Here is a 15,872-nt window from a genome sequence, read left to right as displayed (position 1 = left end):
ATTCACCAATTCCCTGATATGCCTATCATTAGAAACGACAATTATCAAAGACCAAAGTGGCTTTTCAACCGGCATTTGGAAACAATTTATCCTGCAATTTTCAGGAAAGTTGAATTGCAAAAGCCTATCAGGGAAAGAATTAAGACGTTTGATGATGATTTTCTCGACTTGGATTGGTACCGTCAAGGTAGCTCCAAACTTGTTATCGTCAACCATGGTCTGGAAGGAAATAGTTCCCGTGCATATATTTTGGGAATGGCTAAAATTTTCCTTCAAAATGGGTTCGATGTTCTCACTTGGAACTATCGTGGATGTGGAGATGAGTTAAATCAAAAACCGATTTTTTATCATTCCGGTGCTACTTACGATCTAAATCAAGTTGTCTCTCATTCCTCCAATGATTATGATGAAATCTTTCTGATTGGATTTTCATTGGGCGGAAACCTGGTTTTAAAATATATCGGAGAAAAGGGACTAGAAACCGAAAAAATCAAGAAAGCTGTTGCTATTTCTGTCCCCCTTCATCTCAGTAGTGCTAGCGCACAAATTTCCAGTTTGGAAAACACGCTTTATTCCAAACGATTTTTGAAAACATTAAAGGAAAAAGTAATCCAAAAAGCACAAAGCCATCCCAATGAAATCCCTTTGGAAATGCTTCATCAAATCAAGACTTTGGCAGATTTTGATGATTACCTGACAGGTCCCTTGCATGGTTTTTCGGATGCCAAAGAGTATTATGAAGTCAATTCATCACTTTACTTTCTGGATAAGATCAAAATTCCAACTTTGGTGTTAAATGCCTTGAATGATCCTTTTCTAAGCAAAGCTTGTTATCCCTATGAAATGGCGGAAAAGCTAGACCAAGTTTACTTTGAATTCCCTGAAAAAGGAGGACATGTTGGATTTACTTCAAAAAAATCCACAATTCCTTATTATTCTGAGCAAAGGGCAGTTGAATTTATAAGCAGGGATATCTAACTTCCAACTCTTTAACACCACAACCAACCGAATTATGTGCGGAAGATATTCTTTGAGTAAAAGCAAGATCGAATTAGAGGAGAGATTTCAGGCAGAAATGCTACCTGACTTCAATCCCAGATATAATATTGCGCCCACACAGTTGGTTCCGGTAATCACGTCTGCCAGTCCCAAAGGCTTTTCTTTTTTCTATTGGGGGATTACCCCGGATTTTGGAAAAAACAAACCTGTGGCTCAGAAACTTATAAACGCTAAGGCGGAAACAGTAGACCAGAAAATTTCTTTCAAAAGCTCTTTCCAAAGAAGAAGATGCATCATTCCAGCTGATGGCTTTTATGAGTGGAAAAAACTGGGGAAAAAGACGAAAATCCCCTATCGATTTACACTTCGAGACAATGAATTATTCTCGATGGCTGGAATTTGGGAGGAGTACGAATCAGTTTCAGGAGAAACCCAACACACCTTTTTGATCTTGACTACCACTCCCAATGAAGTCGTATCGGAAATTCATGATAGAATGCCTGTTATTTTAACCAAAGAGGCTGAAAAAAAATGGTTGGATAATTATTCTTCTGAAGAAGATTTGAAAAAATACCTGGCTCCTTATACCTCAGATCAAATGTTGAGCTTTACGGTTTCTCCACTTGTGAACTCGGTTGCAAATGATACTGCGGCAGTTATGCGAAAAACCTCTCCTATGGACCAACATGGGAATTATACTTTATTTGGATAAACCAAAACCTTTTTCCAGCTCAGCAAGTCTTTTTGTTGGAGTACTGATGTATTCCGATATTTGATTTCTTTTTAATGAACCCAAATCAAAATGAAAAAATCCAAAATTCTGGGTGTAGGACATTGCGTTCCTGAGCGTATTGTCACAAATGAGGAACTCTCTCAAATGATGGACACAAACAACGAATGGATTGTGGAGAGAACCGGAATTGAACAAAGAAGGTGGTTTACGCCTGGCGTAGATACTGTTACCAGTCTTTCAAAAAAAGCTACTGAAATTGCTTTGGAAAGAGCTGGAATAGAAGCTAAAGAACTTGATTTTATTGTTTTTGCTACCATCACCCCTGACTACTATGTGCCTGGAAATGGAGTTCTACTTCAACGAGAACTTGGCATCCCAGGAATTGGGGCATTGGACATCAGAAATGCATGTTCTGGATTTATTTATGCTTTGTCAGTAGCAGACCAATTTATAAAAACCGGAATGTATCGAAGGATTTTAGTGGTAGGTGCAGAAATTCAATCGTCAGGATTGGATAAAAGTAATGAAGGAAGGTCAAGTGCTGTAATTTTTGCAGATGGAGCAGGTGCGGTCGTTCTTGGGGTAAGTGAAAATGAAAACTCTGGAATTCTATCTACCCATCTCCATGCGGACGGAACTTACGCAGAAGAGCTTTATTGCAAAGATCCTGGAAGCTCACGGGAAGATCGCTTTTCCAAAGAATTGTTTGATTCAGGAAGTTTTTTTCTAAAAATGAATGGAAATGTAGTCTTCAAGCATGCTATCGTTAGATTCATCGAGGTAATTAATGAAGCATTGGAGAAAAATAATTTAACCAAAGAGTCCATTGACTTATTGGTACCACATCAAGCCAACTTACGAATCAGCCAATACATTCAGCAAAAACTGAAATTCCCAGATGAAAAAGTTTTCAATAATATCATGCATTTGGGTAACACTACTGGCGCAACAATTCCAATTGCACTGAGTGAGGCATGGGAACAAGGAAGAATCAAAGAAGGTGATTTAATTTGTCTGGCTGCATTTGGTTCCGGATTCACTTGGGCCTCAGCACTTTTAAGATGGTAAAATGGATGTTAACCAATCAAATCCTGATTTAATCCTTTGGAAAGACCTTGAATTATTCAAAAAACAACATCGTCTCAAACTCCAATTTTGGACAATTTTGAATGAGGTTGCTGAAGGAATTTCTGAGGAAAAGCTTTCTGCCGTTCACTCAAAACACAAATCTTTTAAGCTGTCCAAAGGAAATGATCTCTTAGGCATGCCTTATCACGTTTTGGATATTATCCGAGATTTTGATGAAAAAAAAGGCTTGAATTTTAGGCTTCTGAATTGGTTTGGGGTGGGAATGTACTTCATGGCACTAACTGGAAACGAGATTTCAAGTTCGCTTTCAACTAAACTTTTTAAGGGTGGATTTAATCTTGGTGACACAGGCAGTCCATGGGATTACCCTGGACTCATTTTAGAAAAAAAATTAATTTACACCTTTGATAATCAAAACTTTGAACAAGAAGGACTTCAAGTTTGGATTAAGGAATTAGAAATTGGTGGGGATCGAAATGAGATCATAAATAAGATTTCTACGACCGTAAATAATACGATTAGCTTGATTCTTTCGATTGGATAAAGAAGGATTTAACTTATTTTTAAACTGGAATCAGGTAAAACCGTACAATAATTTCAATTGACCCAACACCATAAATCAGAATAATCCGATTTATATCTGAAATACCTGAATGAAAAACATCTTTATGAAATATATCCTCATCCTAGGTTTCTTCCTTTTTTCATCCTCCTTATTTGCCCAACAATCTTCAATTAAAACACTTTATAGCCCCGATTCTTCCATTATGGCGACTGGTGTAATGAATGGAGTAATAAAGCAGGGCTTGTGGAAATATTACAATCCAAAGACAAACCAGCTTATTTCAGAAGGCACTTTTAAAGATGGAATCAGAGAAGGAAGTTGGACGTCTTATAATTCAGCCGGTAAGAAAAAAGTAGTTGCTGAATATCGAGATGGAAAGCTTTTTGGTCCTGCGGAAATTTATGACTTGGACGGAGCTATCATAACCGAAATGATCTTCCAAGATTCTGTTTTAGTGGGGCAATTTACTGAATATTATGGCCGTACTGGAGTACCAGATTACGTATCTCCAAAGCAAGTAAAAAGAGAGGGTAAATACGAAAATGGAAAAAAAGAAGGACAATGGGTCAGCTATCATGAGTTCGGAGAAACTTCCATTGTTGAATTTTTTAAAGATGACAAAAGAGAGGGGCCTTATCTAGAATACAGTCCTGACGGAGTATTAACCGTTGAAGCCATGTATAAAAATGGGCTGTTGGAAGGAGATTTTAAAAGATACTATTACCCTAATCGACCTATAGAAACAGGAAAGTATTCCAACGGTAAAAAAGTTGGAAAATGGGTCCGAACCTTTGCTGAAACCCAAAAAATTGAGGCTGAAGAATATTACGACGAAGAAGGAAGAAAAATCGGAGATTGGAAATATTACTATGACAATGGTCGGTTAGCTCGCGTCGAAAAATATGAAAATGGAATCGCAGTAGGTACTTGGGAAGAGTATTTCCCAAATAAGTCTCTATCAAAAAGACAAACCTTTGAGCTTGGAGTTCCAGTTGGTGAATATGTCGAATACCATGAATCCGGTGAATTGTCTGTCACGGGTCAATACGAGTCTGGAATGAAAACTGGTCTATGGAAAAGCTTTTTCCCAGATGGAGAAATCTATTCTATCGGGGAATATAGAAATGATCTGAAATCTGGACTTTGGAAGTTTTTTAATAAAATCGGAATACTCATTGCCGAAGGTGAATATAATCTTGGTCTAGAAAATGGGCAGTGGTTTTATTATTACGATGGTGGCCAACTCAAATCTGTCGGCAGTTATAAACTAGGCTTTGAAGATGGGATTTGGGGACTTTTTTACGACAACAAGCAATTGACGCAAGAGGAATATTGGGATAATGGTAGATTAAAAAATATAGGTGAATACTATTCTTATAAAGGAGATGAAACTTTAGACAAAGGAACCCTCAAAGATGGAAACGGAACTAGAATCACCTATTATATCACAGGTAAAAAGGAGTCTGAAGGAAATTTTGTAGCTGGAAAAGCAGATGGAGTCTGGACTTTCTATCATGAAAACGGAAGAAAAGCTTCAGAAGGTAAAATGGTAGATGGTAAGAAAGAAGGTCCTTGGAGGTATTATAATCCTGCTGGAAGATTAGAAGACTTGATCAACTATAAGGAAGATGAAATTGTGCAGGATTTAGAAAGTTATTTCAGGCCATTGAACTAACAAAAAGATTCCTGTCAGTGTTATCATTGAAAAACTAGTATGTTCGGAATCTTCAAGAAAAAATCAGAAAAAGAAAAGCTTCAAGCTGCTTACTCCAAAAAATTGGAAGAAGCATTTAAAATGAGCAATGTCAATCGAGCTTTATCGGATAAACTTTCAGCAGAAGCAGATGAATTGGCGAAGCAAATTGAGAAATTACCTTAAATAATTTACAGACTAATCAAAGTGTTTTTTACATGTAAAATTTTGATGTTTAAATGATTATGTTTAAATTCAATCACTTTTAAATCTGTCCGATAGATATTTTTTTAAACTGTAATAGTTTATTTTAAGGGTGATTGAGCTACGGACTAACTTATTAAATCTTTTTAGCCCGGTTTATCCGGGCTTTTTTTGATCCTAATTTTCTGACCATCGATGTTACTCCAAAATGAAGAGGCTTAATAAAATAATTCTTTTTCTTGTTCATTAATCTGTGATATCAAATTTTGGTATTTCAATTTTTTATTGGAATAACCCCAATTCTTCTTTGCTTTTCTTTCAATTCAATCAATAAATCTCTTATAGCAGAGATTTATTGAATACGTTTCTTTATTTTTTTAAAAAAGTATTTTTTTGAAACACAAAAAATACCTTAATTGAACAATAACTTTGACCTATGCATCTAATAAACCCTCAGGAAGTAATTGATAAAATGGACGGTGTCGTCGAAATCAAGAGCTACCTCAATAAAATCAAAATCATAAAAAACCTGTACCTAAAAGGTGCAAATACTGCAAGTGAAATTTGTGCAGAAGTAGGGATTTCCCTTCCAACAGTTAATGCTCTATTGGGTGATCTCATGAATTCCGGAGAGGTGATCAAGCAAGGAAGAGCTGAATCCCAAGGTGGAAGAAAACCGGATCTGTACCGGTTGGCGGAAGATGCGTTTTACGTACTATCTGTGGACTTATCCAAATTTCAGGTAAACCTTGCCCTTTATTCATGTAATCAAATCTTGGCATCTGAAAAAGAAAGTCACAAAATCACTCTAAACAACGAAAAAGAGACATTCGATCAATTGTGTGACATCATTGATGAATACCTCAAAAACACCAAAATTCCTACAGAAAAAATCATTGCAATCGGGTTTTCGATGCCTGGATTAGTGGATTCTGTAGGTGGGGTAAATTACACCTATCTAAGGTTTGGTAAAAAGACCTTGCTAGAAAACCTCGAAGCAAGATTCTCTAAAAAAATATTCTTGGAAAATGATGCCCGAGCGATGACTTTGGCAGAATTCAAATTCGGTTCAGATCATTCTCATAAAAATGTATTGGGAATTTTTGTCGGTTGGGGAATAGGACTTGGAATCATCATCGATGGTAAAATTTACCATGGAGCATCTGGTTTCGCTGGTGAGTTTTCCCACTCTCCTATCTTCGAATCCAGAGATGTGACTTGCGCCTGCGGTAAAAAAGGCTGTTTAGAAGCTGTCGCTTCAGGTACTGCAATTGTCAAAATGGCTGAAGACGCAATCAACCTTGACAAAGACAGCATTTTGGCTAGAATGGTGCGTGATCACCAGGGAGATCTGGAGCCGGCACTTGTCGTTGAAGCAGCTTTGGCTGGAGATCAAAGAGCTATTACCATTTTATCCGAAGCTGGACTTGATTTGGGTAGAGGTATTTCGATATTGATCCAATTATTGAACCCTGAATTAATCATCATTGGAGGATCTGTTGCGGAAGCCAATCAATATCTAATCACACCAATTCAGCAAGCACTCAATATCTACAGTATGGCGAAGTCTCGGGAAAAATCCCAATTGGCTTTATACCAACTAGGAGAAGATGTTGGTCTTTTGGGAGGCGTGGCAGTAGTGAATGAAAAGCTATTTGAAGATATTATAAACAGACTGAGTTAATTTCTCGTCAAACCAATACCATGTACTTTCTTCAAAAATCCAAAACAGGTTTACTGCTTTTGGGGACATATTTATTGCTTTTTCAAGGAACTCAACTCCTTGCTCAAGCACCCTCTACCCATTTTGAAAAAGTCTCAAACAAAAAATTAGGAGTTACCTTCAAAAACCAACTAAAGGAAGACGAACAAAATAACATTTTAAGGTACGAGTATTTTTATAACGGAGGAGGCGTAGCAGTTGGCGACCTGAATAACGACGGTTGGGAGGATCTTTTTTTCACTGGAAATATGAGCTCCAACAAAGTTTTTCGAAATCTTGGAAACTGGAAATTTGAAGACCTTACAAAAACCACTGGATTGGGTGGAAAAAGTACCTGGACCACAGGAGTAAGTATGGCAGATGTCAATGGTGACGGTTTGTTAGATATTTATGTTTGTTATTCGGGTAAAGGTCCTGCATCAGAGCGGGGTAATGAGCTATGGATTAATCAAGGAAATTTCCAGTTTAAAGAGGAAGCTAAGTCATATGGATTGGCTGATAATTCCAATAGCACTCAAGCATTATTTTTTGATTTTGATAAGGACGGGGATCTCGATATGTATTTGTTAAATCATAACATTGAAGTCATCAATGAACTAGAATTTAGCGAAGTTAAAGATATCAGACATCCATTTGCTGGCGACAAACTATATAGAAATAACAATGGGTCTTTCACAGACATCAGTGAACAAGCTGGAATAAAAGGTTCTGCGCTCGGCTTTGGTTTAGCCGTAATTTCTTCAGATATAAATGAAGATGGTTGGCCAGACATTTTGGTCACCAACGATTACATAGAGCCAGATTACCTTTATATCAATAATGGTGACGGAACTTTTTCTGATCAAATCACAGATTACTTCCAGCACATTTCTCACTTTTCTATGGGAGCCGATATTTCCGACATCAATAATGATGGAAAACTTGATATCTATACCTTGGACATGCTGCCAGAGGATAATGAGCGACAAAAACTCCTTTATGGTCCTGAAAATTATGAGCAATACAACCTGATGATACAGGAAGGTTTTCATCACCAAAACATGCGGAATATGCTTCAGCTGAATCAAGGCGAAGGTAATTTCTCTGAAATAGCCCAGATGGCTAACATTTCGAACTCAGATTGGAGTTGGTCTGCTTTGTTTTTTGATGCTACGAATGATGGAAACAAAGATCTATTTATCTCAAATGGTTATTTCAGAGATTACACAAATCGAGACTTTTTAAAATACAAAGGGGATTATTATTTCAAGCAAGCCATAGCCAATGAAAAAGCTGATACTCTCCATTTAGTCACAACGATGACTTCCACCCCCATTCATAACTATATTTTTGAAAACAAAGGAAATCTGGAGTTCAGTGATCGAACTATTGATTGGGGATTTGAGGAGAAAGGTTTTTCAAGTGGTGCGGCCTATGCTGATTTGGACAATGATGGAGATCTGGATTTAGTGGTCAATAATATCAATGAATTTGCCTCTATCTATGAAAATAAATCAAAAGGAAATAACTGGATCCAATTGAGACTCCAGTCAAATGATAAAAACACTTTTGGAATTGGTTCAAAAATCGAAGTAAAGACCAAAGAAAATTCACAGATCTTTGAACTTCAAACAGTAAGAGGTTTTCAGTCATCTGTCAGCCCAAGGTTAAATATTGGGTTAGGCAAAAACGACGTAATAGACATTATAAAAATAATTTGGCCAGACGGAACCAACCAGGTTTTAGAAAATATCGCTGCAAACCAAGTTTTGGAAATTTCTAAAGAGAATCAAACTGTTGCAAATTCAAGAACTGAAATCGTCCCTATTCTCACCGAGAACTCAAATTTCCCAAATTTCACTCCTGCAATTGAAAATGTAAATGACTTCAAGCGTCAGCCACTTATGCTTACAATGCCAAGTCATATAGGCCCTATCATGGCAAAAGGTGATTTGAATGCTGATGGAAATCCTGAGCTTTTTATTGGAGGAAGTAAAGGGCAGTCTGGTAAAATTTTCAGCTTCGAAAATTCAAGCTGGAAACCCTATACAGGATTTAAATCTACTCCGGAATTTACGGATGCAGTGGCCATTTTTGAGGATTTTAATGGAGATGGAAAACAGGATTTATTTGCTGGAAGCGGTGGCTATCACGACTACATTGGTTCGGACGAGGCTTTACAGGATCGCCTATATTTGAATGATGGAACCGGTACCCTGACACGAAGTACTACTTTCCCAGATTATAAATTCAGCACTGGAACAGCCCAGGCAATTGATGTCAATGGAGACGGCGATTTAGACCTTTTTGTTGGAGCCAAATTGATTCCTGGCAAATACCCTATCATTTCAGAAAGCAAACTTCTAGTGAATGACGGAAAAGGTAATTTTGTTGATCAGACAATAAAATATTTGCCCAAAGAAGGGAAAATCGGACTTATCACAAGTTCGGTCGCAATTGACCTGAACAAAGATGGATTGATGGATTTAGTCCTAGCAGGTGAATTTCTCCCAATTACTGCACTGATAAATAACGGAGAGTCCTTTGAAAACCAGACATCCACTTATTTCGATCAAGAATTTTCCGGATGGTGGGGAAGTTTGGCTAAAGCCGATATGGACGGAGATGGTGACGAGGATCTAATTGCCGGAAATTTTGGAATGAATTCTCAATTTGAAACCAACGAAGGTAAAACCCTTCGCTTGTATGCTTCCGATTTTGATCAAAACGGATCCATTGACCCAATTCTTGAGTGTTTTGTAGCTGACAAAATGTATCCTTTCCCAAGTAGAGATGAGCTTTTGGATCAAATGGCGAGTATGCGCAGTCGATTCACAGATTATGCATCTTATTCCAAAGCAACAATGGAGGATTTATTTACCAAAGAAGAACTTGAAAATTCCCAGGTTTTGGAGGCAAATACTTTGAAATCATTCTATCTAGAAAATACTGGAAATGGATTTAAGGAAAAAGAGCTTCCTAGAATAGCTCAATCCTTTCCAATTTATAGCATTCTGCCAATCGACGTGACTGGCGATGGAATTCTTGATTTGATTTTAGGCGGAAATCAAACCTATACTAGAATTCGAATTGGGTTAATAGATGCAGGATTGGGTCTAGTATTAGAAGGTGATGGAAAAGGAAATTTCACTCCATTGACACCTGCACAATCAGGTCTTGCGATTAAAGGAGACATTAAATCTATGATTCCAATTGAATCGGAATCGGGAACACAAATTCTATTCGGAATAAATCAAAAGCCTTTAAGAAGCTTTCAATTGAAATGAAGATTTCTAATAAATATTTTTGGCTATTCCTTCTGATCTCATTGATTTGGATTGGAAAAGTAAATGCCAATCCCAAGAATCCTAACTGGCCAAAACTTTACACCGAAGAGCTATTTCATATCACGGAAGTCATGGTCACCGACGTGGCAAGCCCTCCTGTAGCAGCAAGGATCTACGCATATTCTAACCTTGCTTCCTATTTAGTGATCAAGGAAACTAATCAAAGTTTTGATCATGAAGATTTGCTTTCAGAAACTTATCTCTCAGATCAAAATTTGGAAATCCCAAATCCTACCCTCACATCTCCAGAATTCGCAGCAATCTATGCAATGCTAAAAGTTGGCGAGGCAATCATGCCATCCGGATATCTTTTGAAAGAGAAGCAAGAGGAATGGGTTGAGGCAGCTTTGAGAGCCAAAATAATCAACAAAAAATCACTTCAGGCACACATTGATTTTGCGACTCTGGTTGCCAAAAAAGTGATGGAAGTAGCAAAAAAAGACGGGTATTTACAACTTTCTACTTTGACACGTTATACTCCGCAAAAAGGAGAAGGCTTTTGGTACCCTACTCCTCCAGCATATATCGCGGCAGTGGAGCCTGAGTGGAAAACCATTAAACCATTCTTTATTGAAAATTTGGAAGCGTATAAACCTGCACCCATGGCTCCTTTTGATATGACGGAAGGAAGCTCATTTCACAAGCAGCTGATGGAAGTTTATACCACAACCAACGAGCTAAATGATGAGCGGAAGCTGATAGCCAATTTTTGGGATTGTAATCCTTTCAAAGTAGAATTTTCAGGCCATATGGCAATTGGTGTAAAGAAGATTTCTCCAGGAGGTCATTGGATGGGAATAACAGGCATCGCAGCCCAGAAGGCAAATCTTTCATTTGCTGAAACCTCCTACATCCATGCATTGGTAGGTATGACTTTGCATGATGCATTTATCTCCTGCTGGAAAGCAAAATATGACACAGATAGAATCCGACCTGAAACTGTCATCAATCAAAAAGTAGATCAGCGTTGGAGACCTTTATTACAAACACCCCCTTTCCCAGAATATACCTCTGGGCATTCGGTCATCAGCAGAGCTTCTGCTGTTGTTTTGACAGGTTATTTTGGGGATAATTTTGAGTTTATAGACAGTTCGGAAACTTATTTCGGCCTACCGAAGCGACCATTCAAATCATTTCTTTTAGCTTCAGAAGAAGCCGCAATTTCCAGATTATATGGAGGTATTCACTTTAGAGATGCAATCGAAGAAGGCGTGAAACAGGGTGAAAAAATCGGTGACATGATCTGGAATAAAATCCAATAAATATTGAATAATCAGTGGTTATGCTTTTCAAAAACACACATAGATTCCTTTTTACGATTTCAATTCTTGCTGGAATCAGTTCATGCCAATCCAATTCGAAAGAAGAAAACCTTCAAGAATCCCCTTCAAAGCCTAACATTGTCTTAATTTTTGCAGATGACATGGGCTATGGCGATTTAGGGGTTTATGGAGCCACGCAATGGAAAACTCCCAACCTAGATCAACTAGCCTCAGACGGTGTTAGATTCACCCAATTTTATGTTCCCCATGCGGTTTGTTCAGCTTCAAGAGCAGCTCTTTTAACTGGTACTTATGCCAATCGATTGGAGATTTTTGGAGCTTTAGATCATTCTGCCAACCATGGCCTCAACCCTGAAGAGACCACAATAGCAGAAATGCTTAAAGCAAATGGCTATATCACTGGTATGGTTGGAAAATGGCATTTGGGACATTTGGCACCCTTTCTACCTACAAAACAGGGTTTTGATTCCTTTTATGGATTGCCTTATTCCAATGACATGTGGCCTCTTCATCCAGAGGTAAAAGATTATTATCCACCTCTTCCATTGTATAGAAATACAGCTGTGATTGATACGCTTGATGATCAAAGCATGCTGACAACGAATTATATAGAGGAAGCTATCAAATTTATTGAGCAAAGTAAAGACAAGCCTTTTTTCTTGTATTTGGCACACAGCATGACACATGTGCCTTTGTATGTTTCTGATAAGTTCAAAGGAAAATCTGAACAGGGTCTTTATGGAGACGTGATGATGGAAGTAGACTGGTCAGTAGGCCAGGTTAGGGAGAAATTGGAGGAGCTTGGGCTTGCAGAAAACACAATCATCATCTTCACTTCAGATAATGGCCCTTGGCTTTCCTATGGAGGTCATGCTGGATTGACAGGAGGATTGAGAGAAGGCAAAGGAACTTCTTGGGATGGAGGAATCCGTGAACCAGGTATTTTTGTTTGGCCTAACCATTTCCCAGAGGGTAAGGTGGAGAATCAATCAGCAATGACGATCGACATCTTACCGACTTTAGCTGAAATTACAGGTTCAAAGCTTCCAGATTTGCCAATCGATGGAAGAAGCATACTTCCTTTGCTGGAAGGTAAAGAATTGGAACCCAAGCCATATTTTGCCTATTACAATAGGAACGAATTGCAGGCTGTAATCTATGGAAAGTGGAAAATGGTATTCCCCCATGCCTATAGGAGTATCCCTGAAGGAACAGAAATGAGAAATGATGGAATTCCTGTTAAATACCACATGCTAAATTTAGAAAATGCTGCCTTATTTGATCTTTCTGTAGACCCAAATGAAACAACAGATGTCTCAGCAAAAAACCCTGAAATCGTAGCGAAACTAAATCAGTTTGCCGATGAGGCAAGAGCAGATATGGGAGATGCCTTGACTGATTCAGAAGGGAATAATCTGAGAAAACATGGGCGTGTTGAGGAATGAAAAACCTTAATTGGAATTAGCGAATTCCCCATTCCAATCCACCTCTTTTGCAAAAGGATCTAGCAATTCATCCAGCAAAACTGAAACATGCAATCTAGTGAGTTTGGTTTCGGTGGTGAACTCTCCTTCTAATCCTCTCCTTTTCCATGCTTGAGCAAGCTCTAATAAAGGAGTGTTGGGCTTCACCAGTTCTAAGATCTTTTGGAATCTCTCACCTGTCAAATAATCTCCCGATGCACCCCAATAATCCTTCAAAGCCGGATACAAGGGCCTCATTCCTTGAACTAATTCGTATTCAGTAACCAAACGATCCGGATAAAACCATGTTTGATTAGCCCAGAGGTATGGAACTCCCTCGCCTTTCAAAATTCCAGTGGCTCCAATTTTCTGCATGGCAGCAAAATGATCCTGATTAGGATTCATGTCCAGAAAAGGCATAATGTAGGCATTTTTAGACAGCAAAACAGACTGTACATCCCGAATTGAAACCTCATTCAAAGGCTTCTTATTTTTTATAGCAACAGCTGCCAAAACTCCCGCAGCTTGCCCTATTCCTAAGACAACAGGCTGAAGTCTGGTTGCGCCATTGACAATATTAGATACTGAAATACTTTTCTCAGCAAGTATCAATGCTGAATGGTCTTGTGGTATTAAAGAACCCAGTGGTACATTATAGGATGGAACTCGAATTTTAATAAAGTCAATCGCAGGAGCTTCAGGATTCTTTTTATGATGGTGATCAATAGTATAGTCACCCACTGCAATTCCCGTTCGATAGAGTGGACTTGGGGCTTGGTAGGGAGTTCTCACATAGGGAAGCGTAAAATCAACCAAGCCATTAAATCTTCGGGATTCTCGATGGTAAGGTATCATAGGCAAGTTGTCTTCGGTAGGGTATTCCCCTTCTGCTAAACCAAGATGTTTGTAACCTAATTCATCCTGGATGTAATAGATAAATCTCAAACTTGCTTGTTTAGCATCTTTGACTGCTTCCAACCTTTCTTTTTCATCCATTTCCACCATATTTACATAATAATCATTCCCGCAATTGGGCCAATTGATCATGTATCTACCATTGGGAAGCTTTCCATAACTGATCATCTTATCACAATCCAAGGTAGCCACATCGTCTGATGTTGGATCTGCATGAGCACAAGCACAGGCAAATTCCTCAGGATTGTAATTTGCGGGTTTAGGAATAGTCCGATCGGATCCCACCCCATAATCTTGTAAAGTGACCACGAAGGTCAAGTCCTGAATGATATTATTCTTTTTTTCAGGTGCAAAGCTTTCACCAATCTCATCCCTAGCATCCATTCCTAATCGATAGGGTAAACCTAGTGAAGCCGCCACATCTCCCAATTCTGTGGCATCAATTAACATGGGGGATTTTGCATAAATCTTTTGACCTTCTTTTTGATAGGATACAGTCCACTCTTCATTATTATAATTCGCCTCTTTCCAAAAGCTCTCAAATGAAATGTTTAAATCTGGAACGGAAGAAGCCATTTCTTTCAAAATCTCATTGCCCACTTTTGGCTCAAACAAAGTATTGCTAACCCATCCTGTAGCTAATTTTTCAGGTCCTCCATAGTGCTCTTCCAATTTGGATTTAAACTCACCCCATATTCCAGATGGCAATCGGTGGTTCCCGTCAATAGCTGAAACTCCTGCTGAAGTCAACATTCCTCCGAGCCATGGCGTAGGTTCGATAATCAATGTTTTCATCCCTAATCGACCCGCCGCAATCCCTGCAGCAGTTCCACTAGCTCCCCCTCCGATAATAATCAAATCATAGCTTTCCTGCCCTTTTACTTGATTTGAAAGAAAGAGGAAAAGAAAAATTATGATTGCACTAAATTTAATTGTACTCATTTTTAATTTATTTCTTGAATGGAAGGCAAGCCCCAATTAAAGTGGCTTTTTCCCCTAGTTTTGAAATTTTGAAAGGAATTGAATACCCCATAGAGTCCAAGCATGAATCTGTAAATGGCAAAAAATGATCTGCCGCCAAGCTTATTTTACCTCCTAGTACTACTGCTTGCGTTTGTAGTCTTACCGCATAGGGAAAAAGAAACTCAGCTAGATTTCTTCCAAATTCTTCAAATATTATCCTGGAAATAGATGGATCAATATCTGAATTCAGCAAATCTTTAACTCCCTTGATTTTAATATTATAATTCTTGTTAGCAGTTTTAATAAACCAAGACGTACCAAGATAATCCTCTGCAATTCCACCTTTAAAGGGCGCAGTCCAAAGCTTCGCATCTTTAACTACTTCTTCCACTTTAATTGCAGAACCTAAGCCTGTTCCCAATGTAATTCCGATTGAATTGGAAAAATCTTTTCCCGCACCAGAAAAACTTTCCCCGGCCAAAAAAGCTTCGGCATCGTTGGTAAACAAAATATTTTGAGTTGAAATATTAAGACTTTTCGCTAAAAGGCTTTTCACGGAAAGCTGAAAGAGTGATGCCATTTTTCCCTGGTCTTTAATGAGAGAAATACCATTCACATAATCATAAGGTCCTGGCATTGCTATCCCTACTTTAAAATCCTTATTTCCATTTGCAGCCTTCAAAATCACTTCGGTCCAAGATGAAATAATTGACGCTTTGTCCTGAAAAGTATCCACATCAGATTCATGAAAAGCATTGATGGGTTCATCAGTTTTATTCAAACTGACTTGTGCTGCTGAAATGTGAGAACCACCTATATCTACACCAATAATTGTCATTTTTCAGATTCTAATCTCCAATAAGAAATATGGAGGATGAAGGTAAGTTTAATCAGTAACAATTATAAAAAAAGATAG

General features: G+C 38.2%; 12 protein-coding genes. 10 read left to right on the top strand and 2 right to left on the bottom strand.

The window, feature by feature from the left end:
* Positions 1–18 precede the first annotated feature (18 nt).
* From J0A69_RS09990 to J0A69_RS09945, 10 genes are all read left to right on the top strand, one after another.
* The gene (locus J0A69_RS09990; RefSeq protein WP_206586415.1) at positions 19–978 is read left to right on the top strand and encodes a YheT family hydrolase; all 960 of its coding nucleotides are present in this window, start codon (positions 19–21) and stop codon (positions 976–978) included.
* A gap of 34 nt (positions 979–1,012) precedes the next feature.
* Complete coding sequence (locus tag J0A69_RS09985; RefSeq protein WP_206586414.1) at positions 1,013–1,711, top strand: SOS response-associated peptidase; 699 nt, start codon at positions 1,013–1,015, stop codon at positions 1,709–1,711.
* Between the two features lie 90 nt (positions 1,712–1,801).
* Entirely contained in the window at positions 1,802–2,800 is a 999-nt protein-coding gene (locus J0A69_RS09980) for a 3-oxoacyl-ACP synthase III family protein (RefSeq protein WP_206586413.1), read from the top strand.
* 1 nt (position 2,801) lies between these two features.
* Positions 2,802–3,365 (top strand): hypothetical protein, encoded by a 564-nt coding sequence (locus tag J0A69_RS09975; protein ID WP_206586412.1) that lies wholly within the window; start codon positions 2,802–2,804, stop codon positions 3,363–3,365.
* A gap of 124 nt (positions 3,366–3,489) precedes the next feature.
* Entirely contained in the window at positions 3,490–5,061 is a 1,572-nt protein-coding gene (locus J0A69_RS09970; RefSeq protein WP_236032779.1) for a toxin-antitoxin system YwqK family antitoxin, read from the top strand.
* Between the two features lie 39 nt (positions 5,062–5,100).
* Positions 5,101–5,265, top strand: a complete 165-nt coding sequence (locus tag J0A69_RS09965; RefSeq protein WP_206586410.1) for a Lacal_2735 family protein — start codon at positions 5,101–5,103, stop codon at positions 5,263–5,265.
* A gap of 454 nt (positions 5,266–5,719) precedes the next feature.
* Positions 5,720–6,967, top strand: a complete 1,248-nt coding sequence (locus J0A69_RS09960) for an ROK family transcriptional regulator (RefSeq protein ID WP_206586409.1) — start codon at positions 5,720–5,722, stop codon at positions 6,965–6,967.
* 20 nt (positions 6,968–6,987) lie between these two features.
* Positions 6,988–10,272 carry a VCBS repeat-containing protein gene (locus J0A69_RS09955; protein ID WP_206586408.1) on the top strand — a complete coding sequence of 1,095 codons (3,285 nt, stop codon included), beginning with the start codon at positions 6,988–6,990 and terminating at the stop codon, positions 10,270–10,272.
* The gene (locus J0A69_RS09950; protein ID WP_206586407.1) at positions 10,269–11,594 is read left to right on the top strand and encodes a vanadium-dependent haloperoxidase; all 1,326 of its coding nucleotides are present in this window, start codon (positions 10,269–10,271) and stop codon (positions 11,592–11,594) included. Before J0A69_RS09955 ends, J0A69_RS09950 begins: the two co-directional genes overlap by 4 nt.
* Positions 11,595–11,614: 20 nt before the next feature.
* Positions 11,615–13,060 carry a sulfatase family protein gene (locus J0A69_RS09945; protein ID WP_206586406.1) on the top strand — a complete coding sequence of 482 codons (1,446 nt, stop codon included), beginning with the start codon at positions 11,615–11,617 and terminating at the stop codon, positions 13,058–13,060.
* 6 nt (positions 13,061–13,066) lie between these two features.
* On the opposite strand, the gene J0A69_RS09940 is transcribed toward J0A69_RS09945, so the two are convergent.
* Complete coding sequence (locus tag J0A69_RS09940; protein WP_206586405.1) at positions 13,067–14,935, bottom strand: FAD-dependent oxidoreductase; 1,869 nt, start codon at positions 14,933–14,935, stop codon at positions 13,067–13,069.
* Positions 14,936–14,942: 7 nt separating this feature from the next.
* The gene (locus J0A69_RS09935) at positions 14,943–15,794 is read right to left on the bottom strand and encodes an ROK family protein (protein WP_206586404.1); all 852 of its coding nucleotides are present in this window, start codon (positions 15,792–15,794) and stop codon (positions 14,943–14,945) included.
* Positions 15,795–15,872 lie beyond the last annotated feature (78 nt).

Origin of the sequence: Algoriphagus pacificus, from assembly GCF_017254845.1 — a bacterium.
Lineage (GTDB): Bacteria > Bacteroidota > Bacteroidia > Cytophagales > Cyclobacteriaceae > Algoriphagus > Algoriphagus pacificus.
This window is presented reverse-complemented; position numbering and strand designations above follow the sequence as displayed.